The following is an 18562-nucleotide window of genomic DNA, read 5'->3' on the forward strand; positions in this document are numbered from 1 at the left end:
CTTAGTCTATTTTTTAGAACGAAGCAGTTTGCGCTTCTATGCCTGGGCCAATAAAAGCGCAGCTTGTCCGATGTTGTGCAACGCCGTTCGAAGGTGGTCTGACTCTGCGCTCGCATCCAACTTCATCCTGCAGTCCAGGTCGCGGCATACCCAAAGAAGGTGCCATGCAAGATCGTCCCAATTTGGTGCGCCGGTGAGGAAAGTGCATCCATTTTTGGTTACCTCTAGGTCGGTGCGATAGGGAGGGGGGATCCGTTCGGCCACCAGCTCGGGTGAGCTTTCCAGCTCCACACGGATGACGCAGGGATAGCGTTTTGTGATATCGCTGCTGAAGTCCGGGGGTGGTGGAACCTTCGGGGTGAAACCCCAGCATGTTGTTTGTGCGTTGCTTATTCGGTCGAGGCGAAAAGTGCGCCAGTCGTCTCTGCTTTTGTCAAATGCTTGGAGATACCAGAGCTCGCCTTGGGTCATGAGCCGGGCTGGTTCAACTTCCCTCGTGGATGATGTGCCGTTGGGCTTGCTGTAGGTGAAACGTACGAGCGTGTGGTCCCGCTGTGAAGTGGCGAGTTGGGTGAGTAGTTGTAGTTCGACGGTCGGGCGCTCATAGGGGAGCGCTGTTGTCGCGTTATCAACCGCTGATGCTAGGGCTCGCAGGTGGGGCGGCAAGATGTGATCAATCTTGGCCAAGGCGCGAAGCGCAGCTGCTCCAGCGTTGTCGGTGCCGTTCAGGGCCGTCATGCGCAGACTCGCGACGAGCGCGACGGCCTCGGTGTCGTCGAGGAGTAGGGGTGGTAAATGGCGACCAGTGCCCAATTGATAGCCGCCCTCGATCCCGCTGCTGGAATTGACCGGGTAGCCCATATCGCGCAACCGCGCGATATCGCGTCGCACTGTGCGCTCTGTGACGCCGAGCTCAGCGGCGAGGGCGCTTGCTTGCCACGTGGTTCGCGCTTGCAATAGTCCCAAAAGCTGGAGCACGCGCTGCGTCGTATTTGCCATGCGGTCATTCTTCTCCATGCTGCGGACAAAAGCTGTCCTCAACGGGGCTTAAGGTTCCGGTTGGAAGGTGATCGACAGGAAGGAATACCGATGTATTTTCCGCGCAAAGACAATGAGTTAGACACGCTTTGTAACTATCTTGACGTGCAGTTAGATGCGCTGCGGGCTAGCGCGTTTGGGCTTGACGACGATGCTGCGAGGCGCACTCCACTCCGCAGTGCGCTGAGCATTAGCGGACTGCTCAAACACGCCACGTTTGTCATGGTGGGGTCGCTTTCCGGTGCCGGTGTTGCCGGGTATGAATACTCACAGGCCGACTTTGCAGCCAGCTTTACGCCGACTGCCGAAGAGACGCTGGACCGCATCTTGGAACGCTTCGATTGCGTGCGAGCTGACTATATGGAGATGTGTCGCGGTGGTGACCTTGAGGCGGAACTGCCGGTGGGGCCGTTCCCGTGGTACGGCATGGATGAGCCGCAGGTAGCTAAGTTGCGCTACATCTACGTGCATGCGGTGGAGGAGTTCGCCCGCCATGCCGGGCATGCGGACATCATTCGGGAGCAGATTGACGGTGCGCAGGCTGCAGAGTTGCTTGCGGCGATCGAGGGGTGGGAACCGAACGAATACATCACCCCTTGGAGTGAGTAGCACACAGTTTCGAACAGTGGTAGCGTCCCCTCCATGAGGTTCAACGGGGGAGCGCCGCTGTCGTGGTCGCGGCTCGAACGCATCCTCTCCGGCCGCCCCGGCCCGGAGCCGGTGCCGGTCGGCCACACCGGCACGCCCGCAGGCGGCGCGTACGGCAAGGCGGAGTCGACGTCTCCATCGCGCGAGCGATGCCTATCGACGACACCGTTCGCCGAGCTGCACACCGTCAGCTCGTATAGCTTCCTCGGCGGGGCGAGCGAACCGGAGGACTTGGTGGCCCGGGCCGTTGAGCTGGGGCTGAGCGCGGTGGGGCTGCTGGACCGGGACGGGTTCTACGGCGCGGTGAAGTTCGCGGAGGCGGCCGCCACGGCCGGGCTGGACACCGTCTTCGGGGCGGAGCTGACGCTCGGCGGCACCGTCCTGCCCGTGATCGCCCGCGGGCCGGAGGGCTACAAGCGCCTCTCCCACCTGATGGCGGACGCGCACATGGCCACCCGCGAGAAAGACAAGGTGGCCTACCCGCCGCTGGAGCTCATCGGCGACCAGCTGGGCAGCACCTGCGTCGTGCTTGCCGGCTGGCGGTGGGCGGAGGAAATCGACCACCTGGTCGACGTCTTCGGCGCGGACAATGTGGTGCTGGAGTACGAGGTGTCCATGACGCCCGAGGACGCGGACCGGCACGCAGCACTAGACCGGGCGCGAAACGCGCACGCGGAAAAACACGCAGCGCAGCTCCCCGCCATCGTCACTGCGGCACCGGCCGCGGCCACTCGCGACCAGGCCCGGCTGGCCCAGGCGAAGCGGGCGCTGGCCAGGCGCGAGTCGCTGGCCCAGGCGCACGGGGACTTGCACCCGATGGGGGCGAACTGGCTGCGCTCCGGCGACCAGCTCCAACGCATGTATCCGGGGTGCGAGGACAAGCTCGCCTACAGCGTCGAGCTGGCCAAACGCTGCGCTTTCACCCTTGACCTGGTCGCGCCGGAGCTGCCGCGCTATCCCACGCCGGACGGCCGCAGCGAGATGGAGCATCTGCGGGGACTCACGCTGGCGAGTGCGCAGTTTCGCTATGCGGCGAGGGGGCCGGAGGTGCGTCGAAAAGCAATGGCCCAAATCCGCTACGAGCTGGAGGTGATCGAGGAGCTGAATTTTCCCGGCTACTTCCTCATCGTCTACAACCTGGTGGATTTCTGCGCGAGGCAGAACATCATGTGCCAGGGGCGCGGGAGTGCGGCGAACTCGGCGGTGTGCTTCGCGCTCGGCATCACCAACGTGGAGCCGATCGAGGCGGGGCTGCTGTTCGAGCGGTTCCTCTCCCCGGACCGCGACGGCCCGCCCGACATCGACTTGGACATCGAGTCGGGCCGGCGCGAGGAGGTGATCCAGTACGTCTACGACACCTACGGGCGCGACAACGCCGCCCAGGTGGCCAACGTGATCACGTACCGGACCAAGGGCGCGGTGCGCGACGCCGCTCGTGCTTTGGGGTTCGCGCAGGGCGCGGCTGATAGTTGGGCGAAGGGGATGGCGGAGGTGCCGGAGGGCGTCGAGAAGCTTGCGGCGCAATTCAAAGGGCAGCCGCGCCACCTGGGCATCCACTCCGGCGGTATGGTGATTTGCGACCGCCCGATTGCGGACGTGGTGCCCGTGGAGTGGGCGCGGATGGAAAACCGCTCGGTGGTGCAGTGGGACAAGGACGACTGTGCGTCTGCCGGCCTGGTCAAGTTCGACCTGCTCGGCCTGGGCATGCTGGAGGCGCTGCACCACATGGTGGATCTGGTGGAGGAAACCACGGGCCGCACGGTGCACTTGTGGGAGCTTCCGCTTGACGACGCCCACGTGTACGACATGCTCTGCCGCGCCGATTCCGTCGGCGTGTTCCAGGTGGAATCGCGCGCGCAGATGGGCACCCTGCCCCGGCTGAAGCCGCGCCGGTTTTTCGACCTGGTGGTGGAGGTGGCGCTGATCCGCCCGGGCCCGATCCAGGGCGGGTCGGTGCACCCGTATCTGCGGCGGCGCGACGGGCTGGAGCCGGTGGAGTACGACCACCCGGTGCTCGAGCGCGCCCTGGGCAAGACGCTGGGCATCCCGCTGTTCCAGGAGCAGCTCATGCAGATCTGCGTGGATGCGGCAGGCTTTTCCGGCCGCGAGGCGGATGCGCTGCGGCGGGCCATGGGGTCGAAGCGTTCCCCGGCAAAAATGGCGGCGCTTCGGGCGCGGTTTTTTGAGGGGTGCTGGCGCACCAACGAGATCGGTTCCGAGGTCGCCGAGCGGCTGTGGCAGAAGATCGTGGCCTTCGCCGCCTATGGGTTCCCGGAGTCGCACTCGCAGTCGTTCGCCTCGCTGGTGTACTTCTCCGCCTGGTTTAAGCGGCACTACCCGGCGGAGTTCTGCGTGGGGCTTTTGCGTGCGCAACCGATGGGGTTCTACTCCCCGCAGTCGCTGATCCAGGACGCCCGCCGCCACGGGGTGGAAGTGCTGCCGGTGTGCGTGAACAACTCCGGGTGCGAGGCGCTGTGCGTGGACTCCTCGACGATCCGGGTGGGGTTGAACCTGGTGCGGGGCCTGGGTGCGGATGCGGCATTGCGGATTGAACAGGCCGCGCCTTTCGGCGGGATCGCGGACCTGGCGCGCCGGGCCGACCTGTCCGTGGAGCACGTCGAGGCGCTGGCCCGGGCGGGGGCTCTGGACTGTTTCGGGGGCACGCGCAGGCAGGCGCTGTGGCAGGCGGGCGTGGCCGCCACGGAGTGCGAGGGCATGCTGCCCGGGTTGTCCTCGGTGGTGGCGCCGTCGCTGCCGGGCATGAACCCGTTTGAGCTGATGGCCGCCGACGTTGCGGCCACCGGTGTCACGCCGGGGGTCATGCCGGTGGAGATGGTGCGCACAGCGCTGTCCGCGCAGGGCGTGGTGCCGGCCTCGGAGCTTCTGCACGGCGTGGAAGACGGCACCCGCGTTCGCGTGGCCGGCGTGATCACGCACCGTCAGCACCCAGCCACCGCAGGCGGGGTGACCTTTCTTGGCATGGAGGACGAGACCGGGCTGATCAACGTGGTCATCTCCGTCGGGCTGTGGAACAAACAGCGGGTGTTAGCGCGCACCGCCAAGGCGCTGGTCGTGCGCGGGATCGTGCAAAACGCCTCCGGGGCGGTGTCCGTGGTGGCGGACCGGCTCGAGCCGCTGGCGATGGGGGAGCTGCTCTCGCGCGGGTCCCGGGACTTCCGGTGATGGGGTACAAGTGGAGCAGAGGGGGGAAAATGAAAATTTCGACCAATCCGGTGACAAAAACCTCGGCGGAGATCATTCTGGGCTCGCTACCTGAAGCGAGACGACAAAGGTACATGGATCTCGCCGGGCAAAAAGGGCCTTTGGTTGCTGCTCAGATTTATCTCTGGAACTCCTATGTTGCTGCAGCGATTCTCCGAACCACAGGGTTTGCAGAGGTGCAGCTGAGAACAGTCATCGACGAAAGTTTTGCGGAGTGGAATATCCAACACGGCGGAACTCGGGAGTGGATTACCGACCCAGTTGATTTGCTCGCGACAGTGGTGGCACAGCCGAAAAGGCCGCTGAGGTCATTCGCCGATTTGAAAACTGCTGGGCCGAACCCTACCCATAATGATTATGTGGCTGGATTAAGTTTTGGATCGTGGACCCAGCTGTTGCCGACGTCCCATTACCAAAACGACAGAAATCCTCGGCACGTGCTGTGGGTCGAAGCGATCCGCCCACGGTTAACTCACGCGGATGAGACGAACTTTTCTTCTCGAGCAAATAGTTTGCGGACCATCCGAAACCGAGCTTCGCATCACAGGCCGATTATTTCGGAGGAGAATGCAGTGAGACAGGCGCACCAAGACAGCGTTGAACTCTGCAAAATGATTAATCCGAAACTTGGTGAGTGGCTTCGGCGTGAACGCTGGATTTTAGAAGCGCTCAACCAGTCACCACTGAAATGAGGACAGCCCCCACAACTGAGGTGGGGGCCGTTGCCTATTCGCCGGAAAACCCGGCTCCGTGGAAGAAATCGTACAGTGCGAAACAGGAGGTCGCAACTGTTTGGCACGCGAGGCGGCCCGATGCTCTAGCGTGTCGTCGTTGCCGTAAAACTGCGCTGGGCGGATACCGAACAGTGCGTCGACGGCACCGAAGCAGCAGGAGAACTTGTCGTAGTCCACACGGGTCGCGCGTTTTCTGGTGATGGGTGTGTGACCGGGTGGCTGTGCCGGGTGTTGGCTGTGGATGCTTACCCCAGGATGCTTACTTCTAAACGCTTACTTCTCGAGAGAGCCAGGGCGATGCCAGCCGCCGTACTCGATGGGTAAGCATCCTGGAGTAAGCATCTACGCCGAGTAGGCATCCTGGGGTAAGCATCTACGCCGGAACAGCCCAACCATCCCGGGCTGGTAGCGTGAGCGCCATGTCAGACGCACCGCTGCAGCCTTTGCCCACCTCGGTGGAGACGATGCACAAGGTCTCCCCGAAGCTGATGTGGCCGAAGCTGGTCAGCAACGCCATCTGGATGTTCTTCGTCTGCGGCGGGCTCTACCTCTGTTACCGCGAGTGGGGCTGGGGTTTTCTCATCCCGCTGGGCTTGTTCGGTGTCTTTTTCATCTGGCGGTTCTTCCTCATCCCGTTCCAGGTGCGCAACATGGGCTGGCTGGAAACGGACAATGAGCTGGTGTTGAGCAAGGGCAAGATGTTCCACACCATCACGGTGATCCCGTACGGGCGTATCCAGTTCGTGGATGTGGAGTCCGGCCCGATTTCCCGCTCCCTCGGCCTGAAGGAGCTGAAGGTGCACACGGCGTCGAGCTCGTCGGATTCGGATCTTCCGGGCCTGCTCGCGGAGGACGCCGACGCGCTGCGCGACCGTCTGGCCGTCAAAGCCCGCGAGCGGATGAGCGGCCTGTGAGCACTGAGCACACCACCCCCGGCATGGAGGGCTACCGCCGCATCCACCGCCTCACCCCGCTGCTTCGCGTGTGGGCGTTCGTGCTGGCCCTGGCCACGATCGCACTGTTCAACTTCACCATGCCGATCTACCACTGGGCGCAGCGTGAAAACGTCGGCGCGCGCGAGATCGCGTGGGCGGCGGCGGGTGCCGTCGCCGCACTCGCAGTGATTTTCGCGGTTTCCCAGATCTGGTGGCGCCGCAGCGGCTTCAAAATCGGCGACGAGGAGGTGGAGGTGCGCCGCGGGGTGCTCACCAACCAGGTCCGCTCCGCGCGTTACGACCGCATCCAGGCCGTCGACGTCATCGAGTCCTTCGCGCCGCGCATCTTCGGTCTCGCGTCGGTACGCATCGAGGCCGCCGGCAACGCGCAGTCCGCCATCGACATCACCTACCTGCCGCGCGATGAAGCGGAGGAGGTGCGCGCGCAATTGCTGCGCCGCATCGGGGGGCCGCAGAAGCAGTTGCCTATCGACGCCTCCGGCCCGAACCTCGTCCCCCCAATCCCGATCCGCAGGTCGCTCATCGGCACCGCATTCCAGATGTCCACGCTGTTCACCATTGCGTGGGCGTTCGTGCCGATCTGGACGGACCTGACCGCCGCCGCGATCATCCCGGTGCTGGTGGGTTTCCTGCCACGGATCTGGCGCACCATCGACCAGTCCTGGCGGTTCACCTGCATCAAGGAGGGGGATATGTTCCACCTCACGTACGGGCTGGCCAACCGGCGTCGTCAAGCGGTGCCTCGCTCGCGCATCCACGCGGTGCAGCTGCGCCAGCCGATGTTCTGGCGGCTGTTTGGCTGGTGGACCGTCTCTGTCGTGGTGGCGGGCTACGGCTCGGAGCGCAACAAGCAGACCGGCACCTCGAAGCTGCTGCCGGTGGGCACGTGGGAGCAGGCGAAGGCGATGGTGGACGCCATCGGGCCGATGACTGGCAACGACCTGACGGACCTCGCCAACGCCGACTACCGCTCGCCGCGCAACGCCTGGTGGGTCTCGCCGATCGACTGGAAGCGCCAGACCGTCACCATCCGCGACGGCGCAGTCGCCGCGACGGCCGGCCGGCTGGGCCGCTGGTACCAGATGGTGGAAACCCCCCACATCCAGGAACTGGCGTTCGAGCAGGGCCCGCTGCAGCGCGTCCTCGGCCTGGCCAACGTGGACCTGGACATGGTGCCCGGCCCGTTCAGTGTCTCCCTGCGCGATGTGGGGGAGGCGCAGGCGCGTGAAATCGTCGATAAGCTGCGGGCCCGCAAGCTCCCGCCGATGCAGGTCACGGACCCCTTGTCAGATGCCGCCGACGAACCCGAGCTGGCGCCACGCCTCGTAGACGGCGACTGAGCTTACGACAAGTTCAGGATGTCACGGTGTTTCTACGCTATTTATTTGTGCGATGTTTGGCTATATGGCTTGATGCTCAAGATTCTCGCTCGCTTTATAAGAAAGGACCCCTGGTGGCGCATCGTGGAGAGGCTTTGCAGGGGGACCGTTGATGCAAAATATATATCAACAGCCAAGTAGCTAGGTAAAACTGATCACTTTTACCCCCGTTTGTAGATGGGATAAGCAGCATTCACTTACTACTGTTCAGCCGGAAGCGATCAACATACACTGGGCACATGGTCGCAAGAATCGTGAGAAACGAAGAAGGATTCTTGGTCGCTGTCGGCTCATCTGAGGTCACGGACGAAGATGTCCGGCTGTTGGTTGCGGATCGTCTGGAATCGGTACTCGAGGATCTAGACCCCGCCGAGGAACCCGAGCTGGCGCCACGCCTCGTAGACGGCGACTGACGCGGAGTTGGTCAGGTTCATGCTGCGCCGCGCCGGCAGCATCGGGATGCGCACGTGGCGCGTGATCCGCGGGTGGGCGAGGTGCTCAACGGGAATGCCGTTGGCCTCGTTGCCGAACAGCAGCGCGTCGCCGTCGCGGTAGGACACCTCGTGGTAGTGGTGCTCGGTGTGCGCGGTGAACGCGAAGATGCGCGAGTCGGGGATGGTATCGAAGCAGGCGTCGATGTCCTGGTGGATGATCACGTCCGCCAGGTCGTGGTAGTCCAGGCCGGCGCGTTTGAGGTGCTTGTCGTCGAAGTTGAAGCCGAGCGGCTCGACGAAGTGCAGCTGTACCCCGGTGTTGGCGGCGAGGCGGATGGCGGCGCCGGCGTTGCCGCCGATGGCCGGGTTGTCGTAGATCAGGTGGAGCACGCCTGACAGTCTAGGATTGGGGCCGTGACTGCGATCAAACTGGACGGAAAACTCTACCGCGAGGAGATTTTCGCGGATTTGAAGGAGCGCGTGGCTCGTCTCAAGGCTGAGCACGGCGTCACCCCGGGCCTGGCCACGGTGCTGGTGGGGGAGGACCCGGCGAGCCAGAACTATGTGGGCATGAAGCACAAGGACTGCGAGGAGCTGGGGATCGCGTCCATCATGAAGGAGCTGCCGGGCGATAGCACTCAGGAGGAGCTCGAGGCGCTTATCGACGAGCTGAACCACGACCCGGCCGTCACCGGCTACATCGTCCAGCTGCCGCTGCCGAAGCACCTGGACGAAAACCGCATCCTGGAGCTGATTGATCCGTCCAAGGACGCCGATGGGCTGCACCCGGTGAACCTGGGCAAGCTCGTGCTCAACGAGCCGGCGCCGCTGCCGTGCACCCCGAACGGCTCCATCAAACTGCTGGAGCGCTTCGGCGTGGATTTGAACGGCGCGATCGTCTGCGTGATCGGCCGTGGCGTGACGGTGGGCCGGCCGATCTCGCTGATGCTCACCGCCCGCGACGTCAACGCCACCACCGTGCTGTGCCACACCGGCACCAAGGACCTGGCCACGGAGACCCGCCGCGCGGACGTGATCATCGCCGCCGCCGGAAAGCCGCACATGATCACCGCGGACATGATTAAGGAAGGCGCCGCGCTTCTCGACGTCGGCGTCTCCCGCGTCGACGGCAAAACCGTCGGCGACCTGCACCCGGATGTGTGGGAGAAGGCCGGCTGGGTCTCCCCGAACCCGGGCGGCGTGGGCCCGATGACGCGCACGTTCTTGGTGCGCAACATCGTGGAAAACGCCGAACGCCAGGCCGGCATCGGCCAGGACGCCAACTAGGGCGTGAGCCGGTTTGGCAAGTAGCAGGATCCAGCTGCCTGGGAGCGACCGGTTGAGCACGGAGCTCCCGGACGGGCTGACGCTGGACAACCCCCACGACCGCGGCGCCGCGGCCTCGCCGTTGCCCGTTGTGGTGCAGCGGGTGATGGCCGCGCTGTTCGTGGTGGGTTTCGTGCTCTCGGGGATCTACGCGGCCACGGAGCACTGGCGCCGCGCCACGTTCACCCTGGGCGCGGCCATGCTGTGGCTCACCGTGATGCGTCTGACCTGCGATTCCAGGGTGATTGGCCTGGTGGCGGTGCGCTCGAAGCGTTTCGACGCGCTGTTTACCACCGCCCTTGGCGCGGCCATGCTGTGGCTGTCCTGGTCGGTGGACGCCCTGGGGTCGTAGCTCACCGACGTAGCGCCACTCAACATTCACCAGGTGTTCACCTCCGCGTCGGCTAGACGTCGGCAGGCGGCAACCTTGCGTCCCTAGTGTGCCACGGGTGAATTTTGAGAACAGTGCTGAAAACATTGCAAGCGATACGGCCCAGGTCTCCTTACAGGGCGTTCGCCGCGAGTTTCCGGACGGCACTGGGCTCCACGAGACGTCCTTGGACATCGCGAAGGGCGAGTTCGTCTCCATCCTCGGCCCTTCCGGCTGCGGCAAGTCCACGCTCCTGCGCTGCATCGCCGGGCTGGAAACACCGGACGCGGGCGTGATCGAGTTCGCCGGCCGCGAGGTGTTCGGCCCGAACACCAACGTGCCGGTGAACAAGCGCAACCTGTCCATGGTGTTCCAGGACCTTGCGCTGTGGCCGCACATGACCGTGGCTAAAAACGTCGAGTTTCCGCTGACCACCGGCAAGCAGAAAGTGTCCAAGGCGGAGCGCGACAAGCGCGTGGCCCGCGCGATGGACATGGTGGGCATCGGCGCGAAGGCCGAGCAGCGCCCGAACGAGCTCTCCGGCGGGCAGCAGCAGCGCGTCGCCATTGCGCGTGCGCTCGTCTCCGACCCGGAGCTTTTGCTTATGGACGAGCCCCTGTCCGCCCTCGACGCCGCCCTGCGCACCCAGATCCGTTCCGAGCTGACCCGCCTGGCCTACGAGCTGAACCTCACCGTCATCTACGTCACGCACGACCAGTCGGAGGCGCTGGCCATGTCCGACCGTGTCGCGGTGATGAACGCCGGCAACGTCGCGCAGTTCGCGGACCCGGTTGAGTTGTACGACCACCCGGCGGACGACTTCGTCGCCGGCTTCGTCGGCGTGACCAACACCCACGAGACCCTGCCGTCGAACCGGCCGGAGGACCTCGAGGTCACCCCGCTGCATGGAAAGCGACCGGATGTGCTTCCGGCGAACTCCATCGTCGGCGAGGTGGTGGAAAGCCAGTACACCGGCGGACGCTACGAAATCCGCCGCGTTCGGCCTGGTTGCCTGCGGCTCCGTCGAGTCCAACGACACCGCTGAGTCCACCGGCGCAAACGAGGCCAACGAGACCGTCGCCGCCGACGAGTGGAAGGCCCCGGAGGGCCTGTCCGGTTCCATCGACTACTACTCCGCAAACCCGCAGGGCCTGACCGACGCGCTGGTCGAGGCCTTCCAGGAGAAGACTGGCGTGACCGTCAACGTGTTCGCTGGCACCACCGGCGAGGTCACCGCCAAGATCAAGGCGGAGGAAGCCAACCCGCAGGCCGACGTGGTCTACCTGGCGTCCTGGAGCGCCGCGAACAAGCAGGCAGAAACCGGTGCGCTGGAGTCCTATAAGCCGGAGAACATCGATGCCGCCAACGCCGATTGGAACGCCGCGGACGACACCTTCCACGGCCGCGACGGCTCCGCGCTCGCACTGGTGGCGAACACTGACGTGGTCTCCGACATCCCGACCGACTGGGAGGACCTGGCAGACCCGAAGTACGCCGACCAGGTGATCATGCCGGATCCGCGCGAGTCCGGCACCGCCGCTGACCTGCTCACCGCCATGATCGCCGAGTGGGGCGAGGACAAGACCTGGGAGCTGTTCGACAAGCTCTTCGACAACGGCATGATCGTCCAGGGCGCCAACGGCCCGGCGCTTGACCAGGTCACCTCCGGCTCCAAGGGCATCGTCTTCGGCGGCGTGGACTACTCCGCTTACTCCGCCAAGGGCAAGGGCGAGCCGCTCGAGGTTGTCATCCCGTCCTCCGGCACCACCGTCACCCCGCGCCCGGTGATGATCATGAAGTCCTCCGACAACATGGACGCCGCGAAGGCCTTCGTGGACTTCATGTTCTCCGAGGAGGCGCAGCAGATCTCCGCGTCCAAGAACATGATCCCGTCCAACAAGAACGTGGAGCCGAAGAACGGCCCGAAGCTGGCAGACATCAAGCAGATCTCCGACGACTGGGCCGCCATCTCCAAGGACTCCAAGAACGTCCGCGAGCAGTTCGCTGACCGTTACCTGAAGTAAAGGCACCAATGACGGCGAAGACGAAAACCAGCCCCGGGGTCTACCCGGTCCTGATCATCCTCCTGGTCCTGGTGGCGGCACCGCTGGTGTCCGTCCTGGTCACAGCGGTGACCGGCTACCGCGGCGAAGACTCTGCCCTGCAGAGCCTGCTGCGCCCGGAGATGCTGCGGGTGATCCGCAACACGGTCTGGCTTTCCGTCCTCGTCGTCTTCTTCGCCACACTCTTTGCGGCACCGCTGGCCTTCTTCCGAGCCTGGACGCCCATGCGGCGCGCAGGGTGGGTGGAAGTGCTGGTCATGGTGCCGTTTATGACCCCGCCGTTCGCCGCGGCGATGGCGTGGATGGACTTCACCCGCCTGCGCGGCGTGGCGGACATGCTGTTGGGGCCCACGCTTGGCGACGCCGTCCGGTCCGCCATCAACTCAGTGTGGGGCATGGGCTTCATCATGGCCGCTGAACTCTTCCCGTTCCTCTACCTGATCCTGCGCAACGCGTTCGCGTCGATCCCGGCCTCGCAGCTGGAGATGGCGCAGGTGGCGGGAGCGAGCCGGTGGCAGCAGTTCAGCCGCGTGGTCGTGCCAGCGGTGGTCGGGCCGTACTCGCTCGGCGCGCTGATCGTCTTCATCAAGGCCGCCGGCGAGTTCGGCACCCCGGTCACCCTCGGCAACGCGATCGGCTACGAGGTGCTCGTCTCCTCGATCTACCAGGACGTGACCATCGACCCGCTGAACTTCTCCAAGGCGGCGGCGTCCTCCAGCGTGCTGTTCACGCTCGGTGTGATGGCGTGGGCCATCCAGCAATGGGCGGGCAGGGGAGTGCTCGCCACGGGTGGCAGGGTGTCTCGCGCGGTCAACCTTCGGCCGTCGAGAAGCATGATGGCTCTTGCCTGGCTGTACACCGCGGTGGTGTTCACGCTGAGCGTGTTCATCCCGTACATCTCCATCATCTTGGCGGCGATGACCATCCTGCGCTCCAAGCCGCCCACACTGGACAACCTCACGTTCGACTACTTCCACATCGTGCTGACCATGCCGTCCGGGCAGGAGGCGCTGACCCGCTCCATCGTGCTCGGCGCCATCGGCGCGACAACCGCGGTGATCCTGGCACTGGCGGTGACGGTGTTCACGATGCGCAGCCGCCGCTGGCCCGCGCGCGTCTCCGACTTTTTGGCCGTGGCGCCGGACACCGTGCCCGGCATTGTGCTGGCGATCGGCTTCATCCTCCTGTGGAACTCGCCGAAGCTGCCATTTACCCCGTACGGTTCGCAGTTGATCCTGATTATGGCGTTTACGGTGCTGTTTGTGCCGATGGCGGTGCAAAACATCAAAACGTCCGCCGCCGCGATGTCGCCGACGCTCTCGGAGGCCTCCGCCGTCGCCGGCGCGACGTCCTGGCAGACGTTCACCCGCGTCACCCTGCCGATGCTCGCGCCCGGCATCTTCGCCGGCTGGCTGCTTGCGTTCTTCGTGGGCATCCGCGAGCTGGTCATGTCCTCGCTGATCCGCCCGACGCGCATCAACCTGCTCGCGCCCTGGATCATGAACCAGTTTGAGCAGGGCCACCGCGCTGAAGCCATGGCGATGACGCTGATCGGCGTCGGCACATCCACCGCAGTGCTCGTGCTGATCCGCTGGTGGCAGGGCAGAAGTAGCGCACACGTTCGGTAAATCCGCGCTGCGTGTCGGCGGGCTTCGTAGGGTTGAAGCTGTCGTTTCCCCAGGAGGTCCCGCATGACAGATTCCCACCCGAGCATTTTCACGTTCACCACCGACATCCCCGGCACCGAGGTTGAGGTCACCGTGTCGGTGAAGTCCATTTACGACGACGAACCGTCTCCCCGCCAAATTGATTTTGCCCGCGAGATGACAGCCGAGCTGTCAGCCGCTGTGTCCGAGTACACGCCGGTGGAGCCGTGGCGCACCGAGTCTTTGGACGCCTACGTCGTGCTGGCCAACACCCACCAGCTGCTGGATTTGGGGCGCGATTCCGTGGACACCACCCCTTCGCAGGCGCGCCGCTACTTCGCGGAAGCCGCCGACAACCTCGAGGTGCTCAAGGAGTGGGACCCGCGCTTCACCACCGCGTACTACCAGGCCAGGAAGTGCGAACAGGCGGCAGGCAACTTCCTCATGGGTGAGCTTGAGGAGTTTCACAATTGCTTAGAGACGTGGATGCCAACGCGCCTGGGAGGCGACAGTCCCACAGAGCGAGTCGTGGTGGTGGACGATTTGCAGACGCAGGAAAGCTTCGCCGCCACGCTCACCCCGGACCACGAGGCGGTGAGCGTGAACATGCTGGACGCGGACGAGGTGGACGACTACTTCGCGGTGGGCCGCACCGTTTACCCGGTGCCGATGTTCCCGGACGGGACGGTTATATCGCGGCTTGCTACCTCGGTCTACGTCGACGACATGCGCATCACCTACCTTGTGCACACCGAAGATGAGGCGTTTCCGCTGCTGAAGGAGCTCGGCGAGACCGCCGAAGAATTCTGTAGTCTCACCTGCGGTTACACGCCGGTGGAGTACTACACCGAACTCGCCTACGCCAAGCAGTTGGACAACCTCGTGTATTCGCCCCGCTTCGACGAGGACGGGGTGTACCGCCGCAACCTGCTGGACATGTACGCGTACTCGTTGTCGGTGATGAGCAACTTTGACGAGGTGTATGAAGTGCCCCGCGACTTGGCCCGCAGCGCGGCGAAGCTCAACGAGGAGATGCGTGTCGACGCAGCAGTCGAGCTGGCCCGCACGATTGGGCACTGGCTGCCACGCGACATCTCGGAGCTCATCCCGCGCGGCTGGACCGACGCCAGCAACCAGGAATTCTCGCTTGCACTTGAAGATGGGCTGAACCTGCTCCCGGGCCGCCGATTCGTGGCGGTGTTCGACCACCAGTCGCCAGAAGAGTACGAGCGGACGCGCCTGCCGAACCGGGAGCAGCTGTACCCGTTTGTGTACGGACATGTAGCGGAGGCGGACATCTTCGACCTGCGTCACGCACAGATTTTCCTGGGCGACGTGTAGCCCACGGATATCCTGGCACCATGCCCAACCACGCAGCCGACCCCATCCTCGTTGTCGCCGACATTCACCTCGGCCGAAAGCAGCACGGTGACAAGAAGACCGGCCCCGGCATCGACTGGGCGCTGGGCACCCTGCAACGCGGCGCGGAGGCGGGCGCCCGGCACCTGGTCATGCTGGGCGACATCATCGACCGCAAGCGGTTCACTGAAGCGACGTACGGCGAGGTCACCCGGTTTTTCGCCCGCGGGCTCGAGCTGTTCGACACCGTCGTGTTCATCGCGGGCAACCACGACGTGCACCACGACCTCACTGCAGTGATTCCAGGCGGCGTGATCGTCGCAAAGCAAGAGCCCCACACCATCCGCGCGGGTAGGTGGGCGCTGCACACCGCCGCGGTGGAGGTGGACCGGGACCCGCGAGAGCTCGTCGCAAAGTTTCCGGCGCCAATCGAAAAAGCGCCGAACCTGGGGCTGTTGCACACCTCCGTGACCGGCGAGTACTCCAACAACCCGTGCCTGCCGTGCACCCGCGAGGAGCTCGCCGCGTTGGGGTACGGCGCGTGGCTGCTCGGGCATGTGCACGAGCGCATCACGCTTGCCGACGCCCCGTTCGCCAGCTGGGTCGGCATGGGCCGGGCCTACCTCGCCACCGCGGATGGCACCGCGGTGCAGGTCGCAGACCTCTAGATGTACTGACCGGAGACGTTGATCGAGGCGATCTGGCATCAGTCGACCATGTGCAGGGCGATTGATTCCTTGACCTGTTCGATGAATGCTCGAGCGGCGGGGCTCGGATTGAAAGATCCCCACGCGATGTACTCGGTCCGGCAAGGGCCATCGACCACGGGAATGGCTCGCAGCGCTGGGTTGGCTGGCACACAGTCGACGGGCAGCAGGCAGACGCCCAACCCGCGTTCGACGAGGGCGAGCATGAACTCGGTCGACATCGCCTCGAAGCCCACGCGGCGTTGAAGGCCTGCGGCAGCGAATGCCCGATCGCCTTGGAGCCTGCCCGGTGACCCGGCCGGGAAGTCAACGAACGTCTCGTCGGCCAGGTCGGCCAGGGCTAAGGTGCCCCTGTGTGCTAGCCGATGCTGTGACGCCATAACAGCGACGAGACGCCCTCGGGCGATCTCGTGCGCGGTGAGTCCGGACGCTGGGGTGACGTCGGCGTCCACGCCGAGGAATGCTACGTCCAGTCTCCCGCTGCTGAGATCGCGCATGAACTCATTGCTTCCCCCGCTCTGCACGGTGAGATCCACGTGGGGATGGCTGGCGTGGAAGGCTGCGACGATGTCGGGCACGCTGACGGCTGTGACCGTCGGGATCACACCTACCGACAAGCTTCCGCGGACCTGGTCCACGGCCTCGGCGGCGACCGCCACGGCGCGGTCAGCGGCTGCGAGGCTGATCCGTGCTTCCGTGAGAAAGGCTTCGCCGGCGGGGGTCAGCTCGACCCGGCGGGATGAGCGCACGAACAGTGCCGTGCCGAGTTCCTTTTCGAGGGCCTTGATCTGGTGGCTCAGGGCTGACTGCACGACGAAGCAGCTTTCTGCTGCTCGCGTGAAGTTGCGTTTCTCGGCGATCGCCACGACGTACCTGAGCTGTTGGAGTTCCATCCAACCATGATAGCAGCTCATTGTTTGGGTGAGAACAATGTGTTGGACTCACTACTGGTGAGCGACTGACGATGGATGCATGAACACTTCTTCTCATGGGCGCCGCGGTTCGTTGCTTTGGACCTGTTTGACGGCGCTGGCCCCCGCTACGTGGGGGACGACATACATCGTGACCACCCACCTCCTCCCAGCCGGGCATCCATTGTTTGCTGCGTTCATGAGGACGCTGCCGGCAGGGATCATCGCCTTGTGCCTGTCGAGGCAGCTGCCGCGGGGTTCGTGGAGGTGGAAGAGCTTCGTGTTGGGCGGTCTGAACATGGCCGCGTTCTTCCCCCTGCTGTTCTTGTCGGCGCAGCGTCTTCCGGGCGGGGTAGCGGCCACGCTGAATGCGGTACAGCCCATCATCGTTGCTCTGCTGGCCGTGACTGTCCTCCACGAGCAACTCTCCGGATGGCGTCTGGGATGGGGTGTCGTGGGTGTCGTGGGCGTGGCCCTCGTGGTTCTCGGTCCAAGCGCTGCCCTGGACCCGGTGGGCGTGGTTGAAGGACTCGGCGGCGCAGTGGCCATGGCCACCGGCGTGGTCCTCACCAAGAAGTGGAAGCTCCCGGAAGGTGTCTCGCCCGTCGCACTGGCCGGTTGGCAGCTGACGTCCGCCGGCCTGCTGCTGGCGATCCCGGCGCTGCTGGTGGAGGGACCACCGCCGGTAATTCCTGTCCATGGCTGGCTTGGGTACGCCTGGCTCGGCCTGGTCGGAGCGCTGGTCTCCTACAGCCTCTGGTTTACCGGCATCCGGCGGCTTCCGGTCACGTCCACAGCCCTCCTGGGACTCCTCTCGCCGTTGGTCGCCGCCCTGCTCGGCGCCCTGATCGCGCATGAACACCTCGGAGCCGAGCAGTACCTCGGCTTCGCGATCGCCCTGGCTGCCATGGTCTGTGGCCAGCTCCCCGCCCCCACCAATTATCGAAAGGACAATTCATGAACATCACGATTCTCGGAGCCACCGGCATGGCCGGTACCGCGATCGCGCAGGAGGCCACACGCCGCGGCCACCACGTCACTTCCGTATCGCGCAACCCACCGGAGACCAACGACCCGCATACTACCGTCGCTCGTCTCGATCTGACAGATCTCGAGGCACCCCTGCAGCCCGTCCTGAACGACGCAGACGCCGTCGTGCTCGCCGTGCGCATGGCCCCCGGCGATGAGAGCAGTGTGGCTCCGCTGACCAGCCATGTCCTCGACCACGCCGCTGTCGCGGGGGTTCGGGTTCTGGTCGTAGGAGGAGCAGCGCCCTTACGCTCACCTCACGATCGGGAGTTACGCGTCCTGGACGACCCCACCTTCGTGCCGCCCCAGTGGCGTGACGTCGCATCGGCCAGCCTCGACCAGTTCAACGCGTGTACAGAACATCCGAACCAGAACTGGACCTACCTGAGTCCGTCGGCAGTCTTCGAGCCCGGACAGGGAACCGGCGCTTATCGCCGAGGCGGTGACACGCTTCTGATCAACCACGACGGTACGTCGCGGATCACCCCTGCGGACCTGGCCCTGGCCGTACTCGATGAGCTGGAACAGCCCAGCACCCAACGTCACTTCACCGCCATCGAGCAAGCAAAGGGTCTGGCCTAAAGTTAGCGGTTCACAGAGGAATCCTCGCTAACAACCGTGAGGGGGTCGAGTTATCGGCCCCCTCCGTCTATTCCAAGGGGACGCTCTTGCTCCACGCCAACGCAACACTGGCCTCACACGGCTTGCGGGAACCAGCCGCCCTTCTCACGATTGACCAA

Annotated in this window: 17 protein-coding genes; 14 read left to right on the plus strand and 3 right to left on the minus strand. The window is 64.6% G+C overall.

Annotation, left to right across the window (positions count from 1 at the left end):
• Positions 1–36 precede the first annotated feature (36 nt).
• Entirely contained in the window at positions 37–1017 is a 981-nt protein-coding gene (locus ACX1NL_RS02460) for a helix-turn-helix transcriptional regulator (protein ID WP_458898520.1), read from the minus strand.
• A gap of 72 nt (positions 1018–1089) precedes the next feature.
• Here ACX1NL_RS02460 and ACX1NL_RS02465 point away from each other — a divergent pair, with 72 nt between their 5' ends.
• The 5 genes from ACX1NL_RS02465 to ACX1NL_RS02485 all read left to right on the plus strand — a co-directional run bounded on the left by ACX1NL_RS02465 (position 1090) and on the right by ACX1NL_RS02485 (position 7938).
• Positions 1090–1647, plus strand: a complete 558-nt coding sequence (locus tag ACX1NL_RS02465) for a DinB family protein (RefSeq protein ID WP_239307067.1) — start codon at positions 1090–1092, stop codon at positions 1645–1647.
• Between the two features lie 33 nt (positions 1648–1680).
• Positions 1681–4869: an error-prone DNA polymerase gene (locus ACX1NL_RS02470; protein ID WP_458898521.1), complete on the plus strand. Its 3189-nt coding sequence runs from the start codon at positions 1681–1683 to the stop codon at positions 4867–4869.
• 29 nt (positions 4870–4898) lie between these two features.
• Entirely contained in the window at positions 4899–5600 is a 702-nt protein-coding gene (locus tag ACX1NL_RS02475; protein WP_181889877.1) for a hypothetical protein, read from the plus strand.
• A gap of 461 nt (positions 5601–6061) precedes the next feature.
• Positions 6062–6556 (plus strand): PH domain-containing protein, encoded by a 495-nt coding sequence (locus ACX1NL_RS02480; protein ID WP_239307069.1) that lies wholly within the window; start codon positions 6062–6064, stop codon positions 6554–6556.
• Entirely contained in the window at positions 6553–7938 is a 1386-nt protein-coding gene (locus ACX1NL_RS02485) for a PH domain-containing protein (RefSeq protein WP_239357072.1), read from the plus strand. The genes ACX1NL_RS02480 and ACX1NL_RS02485 overlap by 4 nt, the downstream gene beginning before the upstream one ends.
• A gap of 398 nt (positions 7939–8336) precedes the next feature.
• Here ACX1NL_RS02485 and ACX1NL_RS02490 read toward each other — a convergent pair whose 3' ends face one another.
• A complete protein-coding gene (locus ACX1NL_RS02490; RefSeq protein ID WP_239357102.1) occupies positions 8337–8810 on the minus strand; it encodes a tRNA (cytidine(34)-2'-O)-methyltransferase in 474 nt (157 codons plus the stop codon).
• A gap of 15 nt (positions 8811–8825) precedes the next feature.
• Here ACX1NL_RS02490 and ACX1NL_RS02495 point away from each other — a divergent pair, with 15 nt between their 5' ends.
• From ACX1NL_RS02495 to ACX1NL_RS02525, 7 genes are all read left to right on the plus strand, one after another.
• Positions 8826–9698, plus strand: coding sequence for a bifunctional methylenetetrahydrofolate dehydrogenase/methenyltetrahydrofolate cyclohydrolase (locus ACX1NL_RS02495; protein ID WP_458898522.1), 873 nt, complete (start codon positions 8826–8828; stop codon positions 9696–9698).
• A 52-nt stretch (positions 9699–9750) separates the two neighbouring features.
• Positions 9751–10089, plus strand: a complete 339-nt coding sequence (locus ACX1NL_RS02500; protein WP_239307072.1) for a DUF3017 domain-containing protein — start codon at positions 9751–9753, stop codon at positions 10087–10089.
• A 97-nt stretch (positions 10090–10186) separates the two neighbouring features.
• Complete coding sequence (locus tag ACX1NL_RS02505; protein WP_458898523.1) at positions 10187–11152, plus strand: ABC transporter ATP-binding protein; 966 nt, start codon at positions 10187–10189, stop codon at positions 11150–11152.
• Positions 11112–12131, plus strand: a complete 1020-nt coding sequence (locus ACX1NL_RS02510; RefSeq protein WP_458898882.1) for an ABC transporter substrate-binding protein — start codon at positions 11112–11114, stop codon at positions 12129–12131. Before ACX1NL_RS02505 ends, ACX1NL_RS02510 begins: the two co-directional genes overlap by 41 nt.
• Positions 12132–12139: 8 nt before the next feature.
• Positions 12140–13798, plus strand: a complete 1659-nt coding sequence (locus ACX1NL_RS02515; protein WP_458898524.1) for an ABC transporter permease — start codon at positions 12140–12142, stop codon at positions 13796–13798.
• 63 nt (positions 13799–13861) lie between these two features.
• Entirely contained in the window at positions 13862–15157 is a 1296-nt protein-coding gene (locus ACX1NL_RS02520) for a hypothetical protein (protein ID WP_269951547.1), read from the plus strand.
• 20 nt (positions 15158–15177) lie between these two features.
• Positions 15178–15843, plus strand: a complete 666-nt coding sequence (locus ACX1NL_RS02525; protein ID WP_458898525.1) for a metallophosphoesterase family protein — start codon at positions 15178–15180, stop codon at positions 15841–15843.
• A gap of 38 nt (positions 15844–15881) precedes the next feature.
• Here ACX1NL_RS02525 and ACX1NL_RS02530 read toward each other — a convergent pair whose 3' ends face one another.
• Positions 15882–16775 (minus strand): LysR family transcriptional regulator, encoded by an 894-nt coding sequence (locus ACX1NL_RS02530; RefSeq protein ID WP_448236956.1) that lies wholly within the window; start codon positions 16773–16775, stop codon positions 15882–15884.
• 79 nt (positions 16776–16854) lie between these two features.
• Between ACX1NL_RS02530 and ACX1NL_RS02535 the strand changes: the two genes are divergently transcribed.
• Entirely contained in the window at positions 16855–17754 is a 900-nt protein-coding gene (locus ACX1NL_RS02535) for an EamA family transporter (protein WP_239121852.1), read from the plus strand.
• Positions 17751–18404, plus strand: coding sequence for an NAD(P)-dependent oxidoreductase (locus tag ACX1NL_RS02540; RefSeq protein WP_005291837.1), 654 nt, complete (start codon positions 17751–17753; stop codon positions 18402–18404). The genes ACX1NL_RS02535 and ACX1NL_RS02540 overlap by 4 nt, the downstream gene beginning before the upstream one ends.
• Positions 18405–18562 lie beyond the last annotated feature (158 nt).

It is taken from the genome of Corynebacterium sp. CQ3829_602738, assembly GCF_054478435.1.

Bases quoted from the DNA above. Each gene is read 5' to 3' on its own strand.
- ACX1NL_RS02535 (WP_239121852.1), top strand. From the start codon at position 16,855: ATGAACACTTCTTCTCATGGGCGCCGCGGTTCGTTGCTTTGGACCTGT.
- ACX1NL_RS02520 (WP_269951547.1), top strand. From the start codon at position 13,862: ATGACAGATTCCCACCCGAGCATTTTCACGTTCACCACCGACATCCCC.
- ACX1NL_RS02470 (WP_458898521.1), top strand. From the start codon at position 1,681: ATGAGGTTCAACGGGGGAGCGCCGCTGTCGTGGTCGCGGCTCGAACGC.
- ACX1NL_RS02540 (WP_005291837.1), top strand. From the start codon at position 17,751: ATGAACATCACGATTCTCGGAGCCACCGGCATGGCCGGTACCGCGATC.
- ACX1NL_RS02475 (WP_181889877.1), top strand. From the start codon at position 4,899: ATGAAAATTTCGACCAATCCGGTGACAAAAACCTCGGCGGAGATCATT.
- ACX1NL_RS02480 (WP_239307069.1), top strand. From the start codon at position 6,062: ATGTCAGACGCACCGCTGCAGCCTTTGCCCACCTCGGTGGAGACGATG.
- ACX1NL_RS02460 (WP_458898520.1), bottom strand. From the start codon at position 1,017: ATGGAGAAGAATGACCGCATGGCAAATACGACGCAGCGCGTGCTCCAG.
- ACX1NL_RS02465 (WP_239307067.1), top strand. From the start codon at position 1,090: ATGTATTTTCCGCGCAAAGACAATGAGTTAGACACGCTTTGTAACTAT.
- ACX1NL_RS02530 (WP_448236956.1), bottom strand. From the start codon at position 16,775: ATGGAACTCCAACAGCTCAGGTACGTCGTGGCGATCGCCGAGAAACGC.
- ACX1NL_RS02515 (WP_458898524.1), top strand. From the start codon at position 12,140: ATGACGGCGAAGACGAAAACCAGCCCCGGGGTCTACCCGGTCCTGATC.
- ACX1NL_RS02525 (WP_458898525.1), top strand. From the start codon at position 15,178: ATGCCCAACCACGCAGCCGACCCCATCCTCGTTGTCGCCGACATTCAC.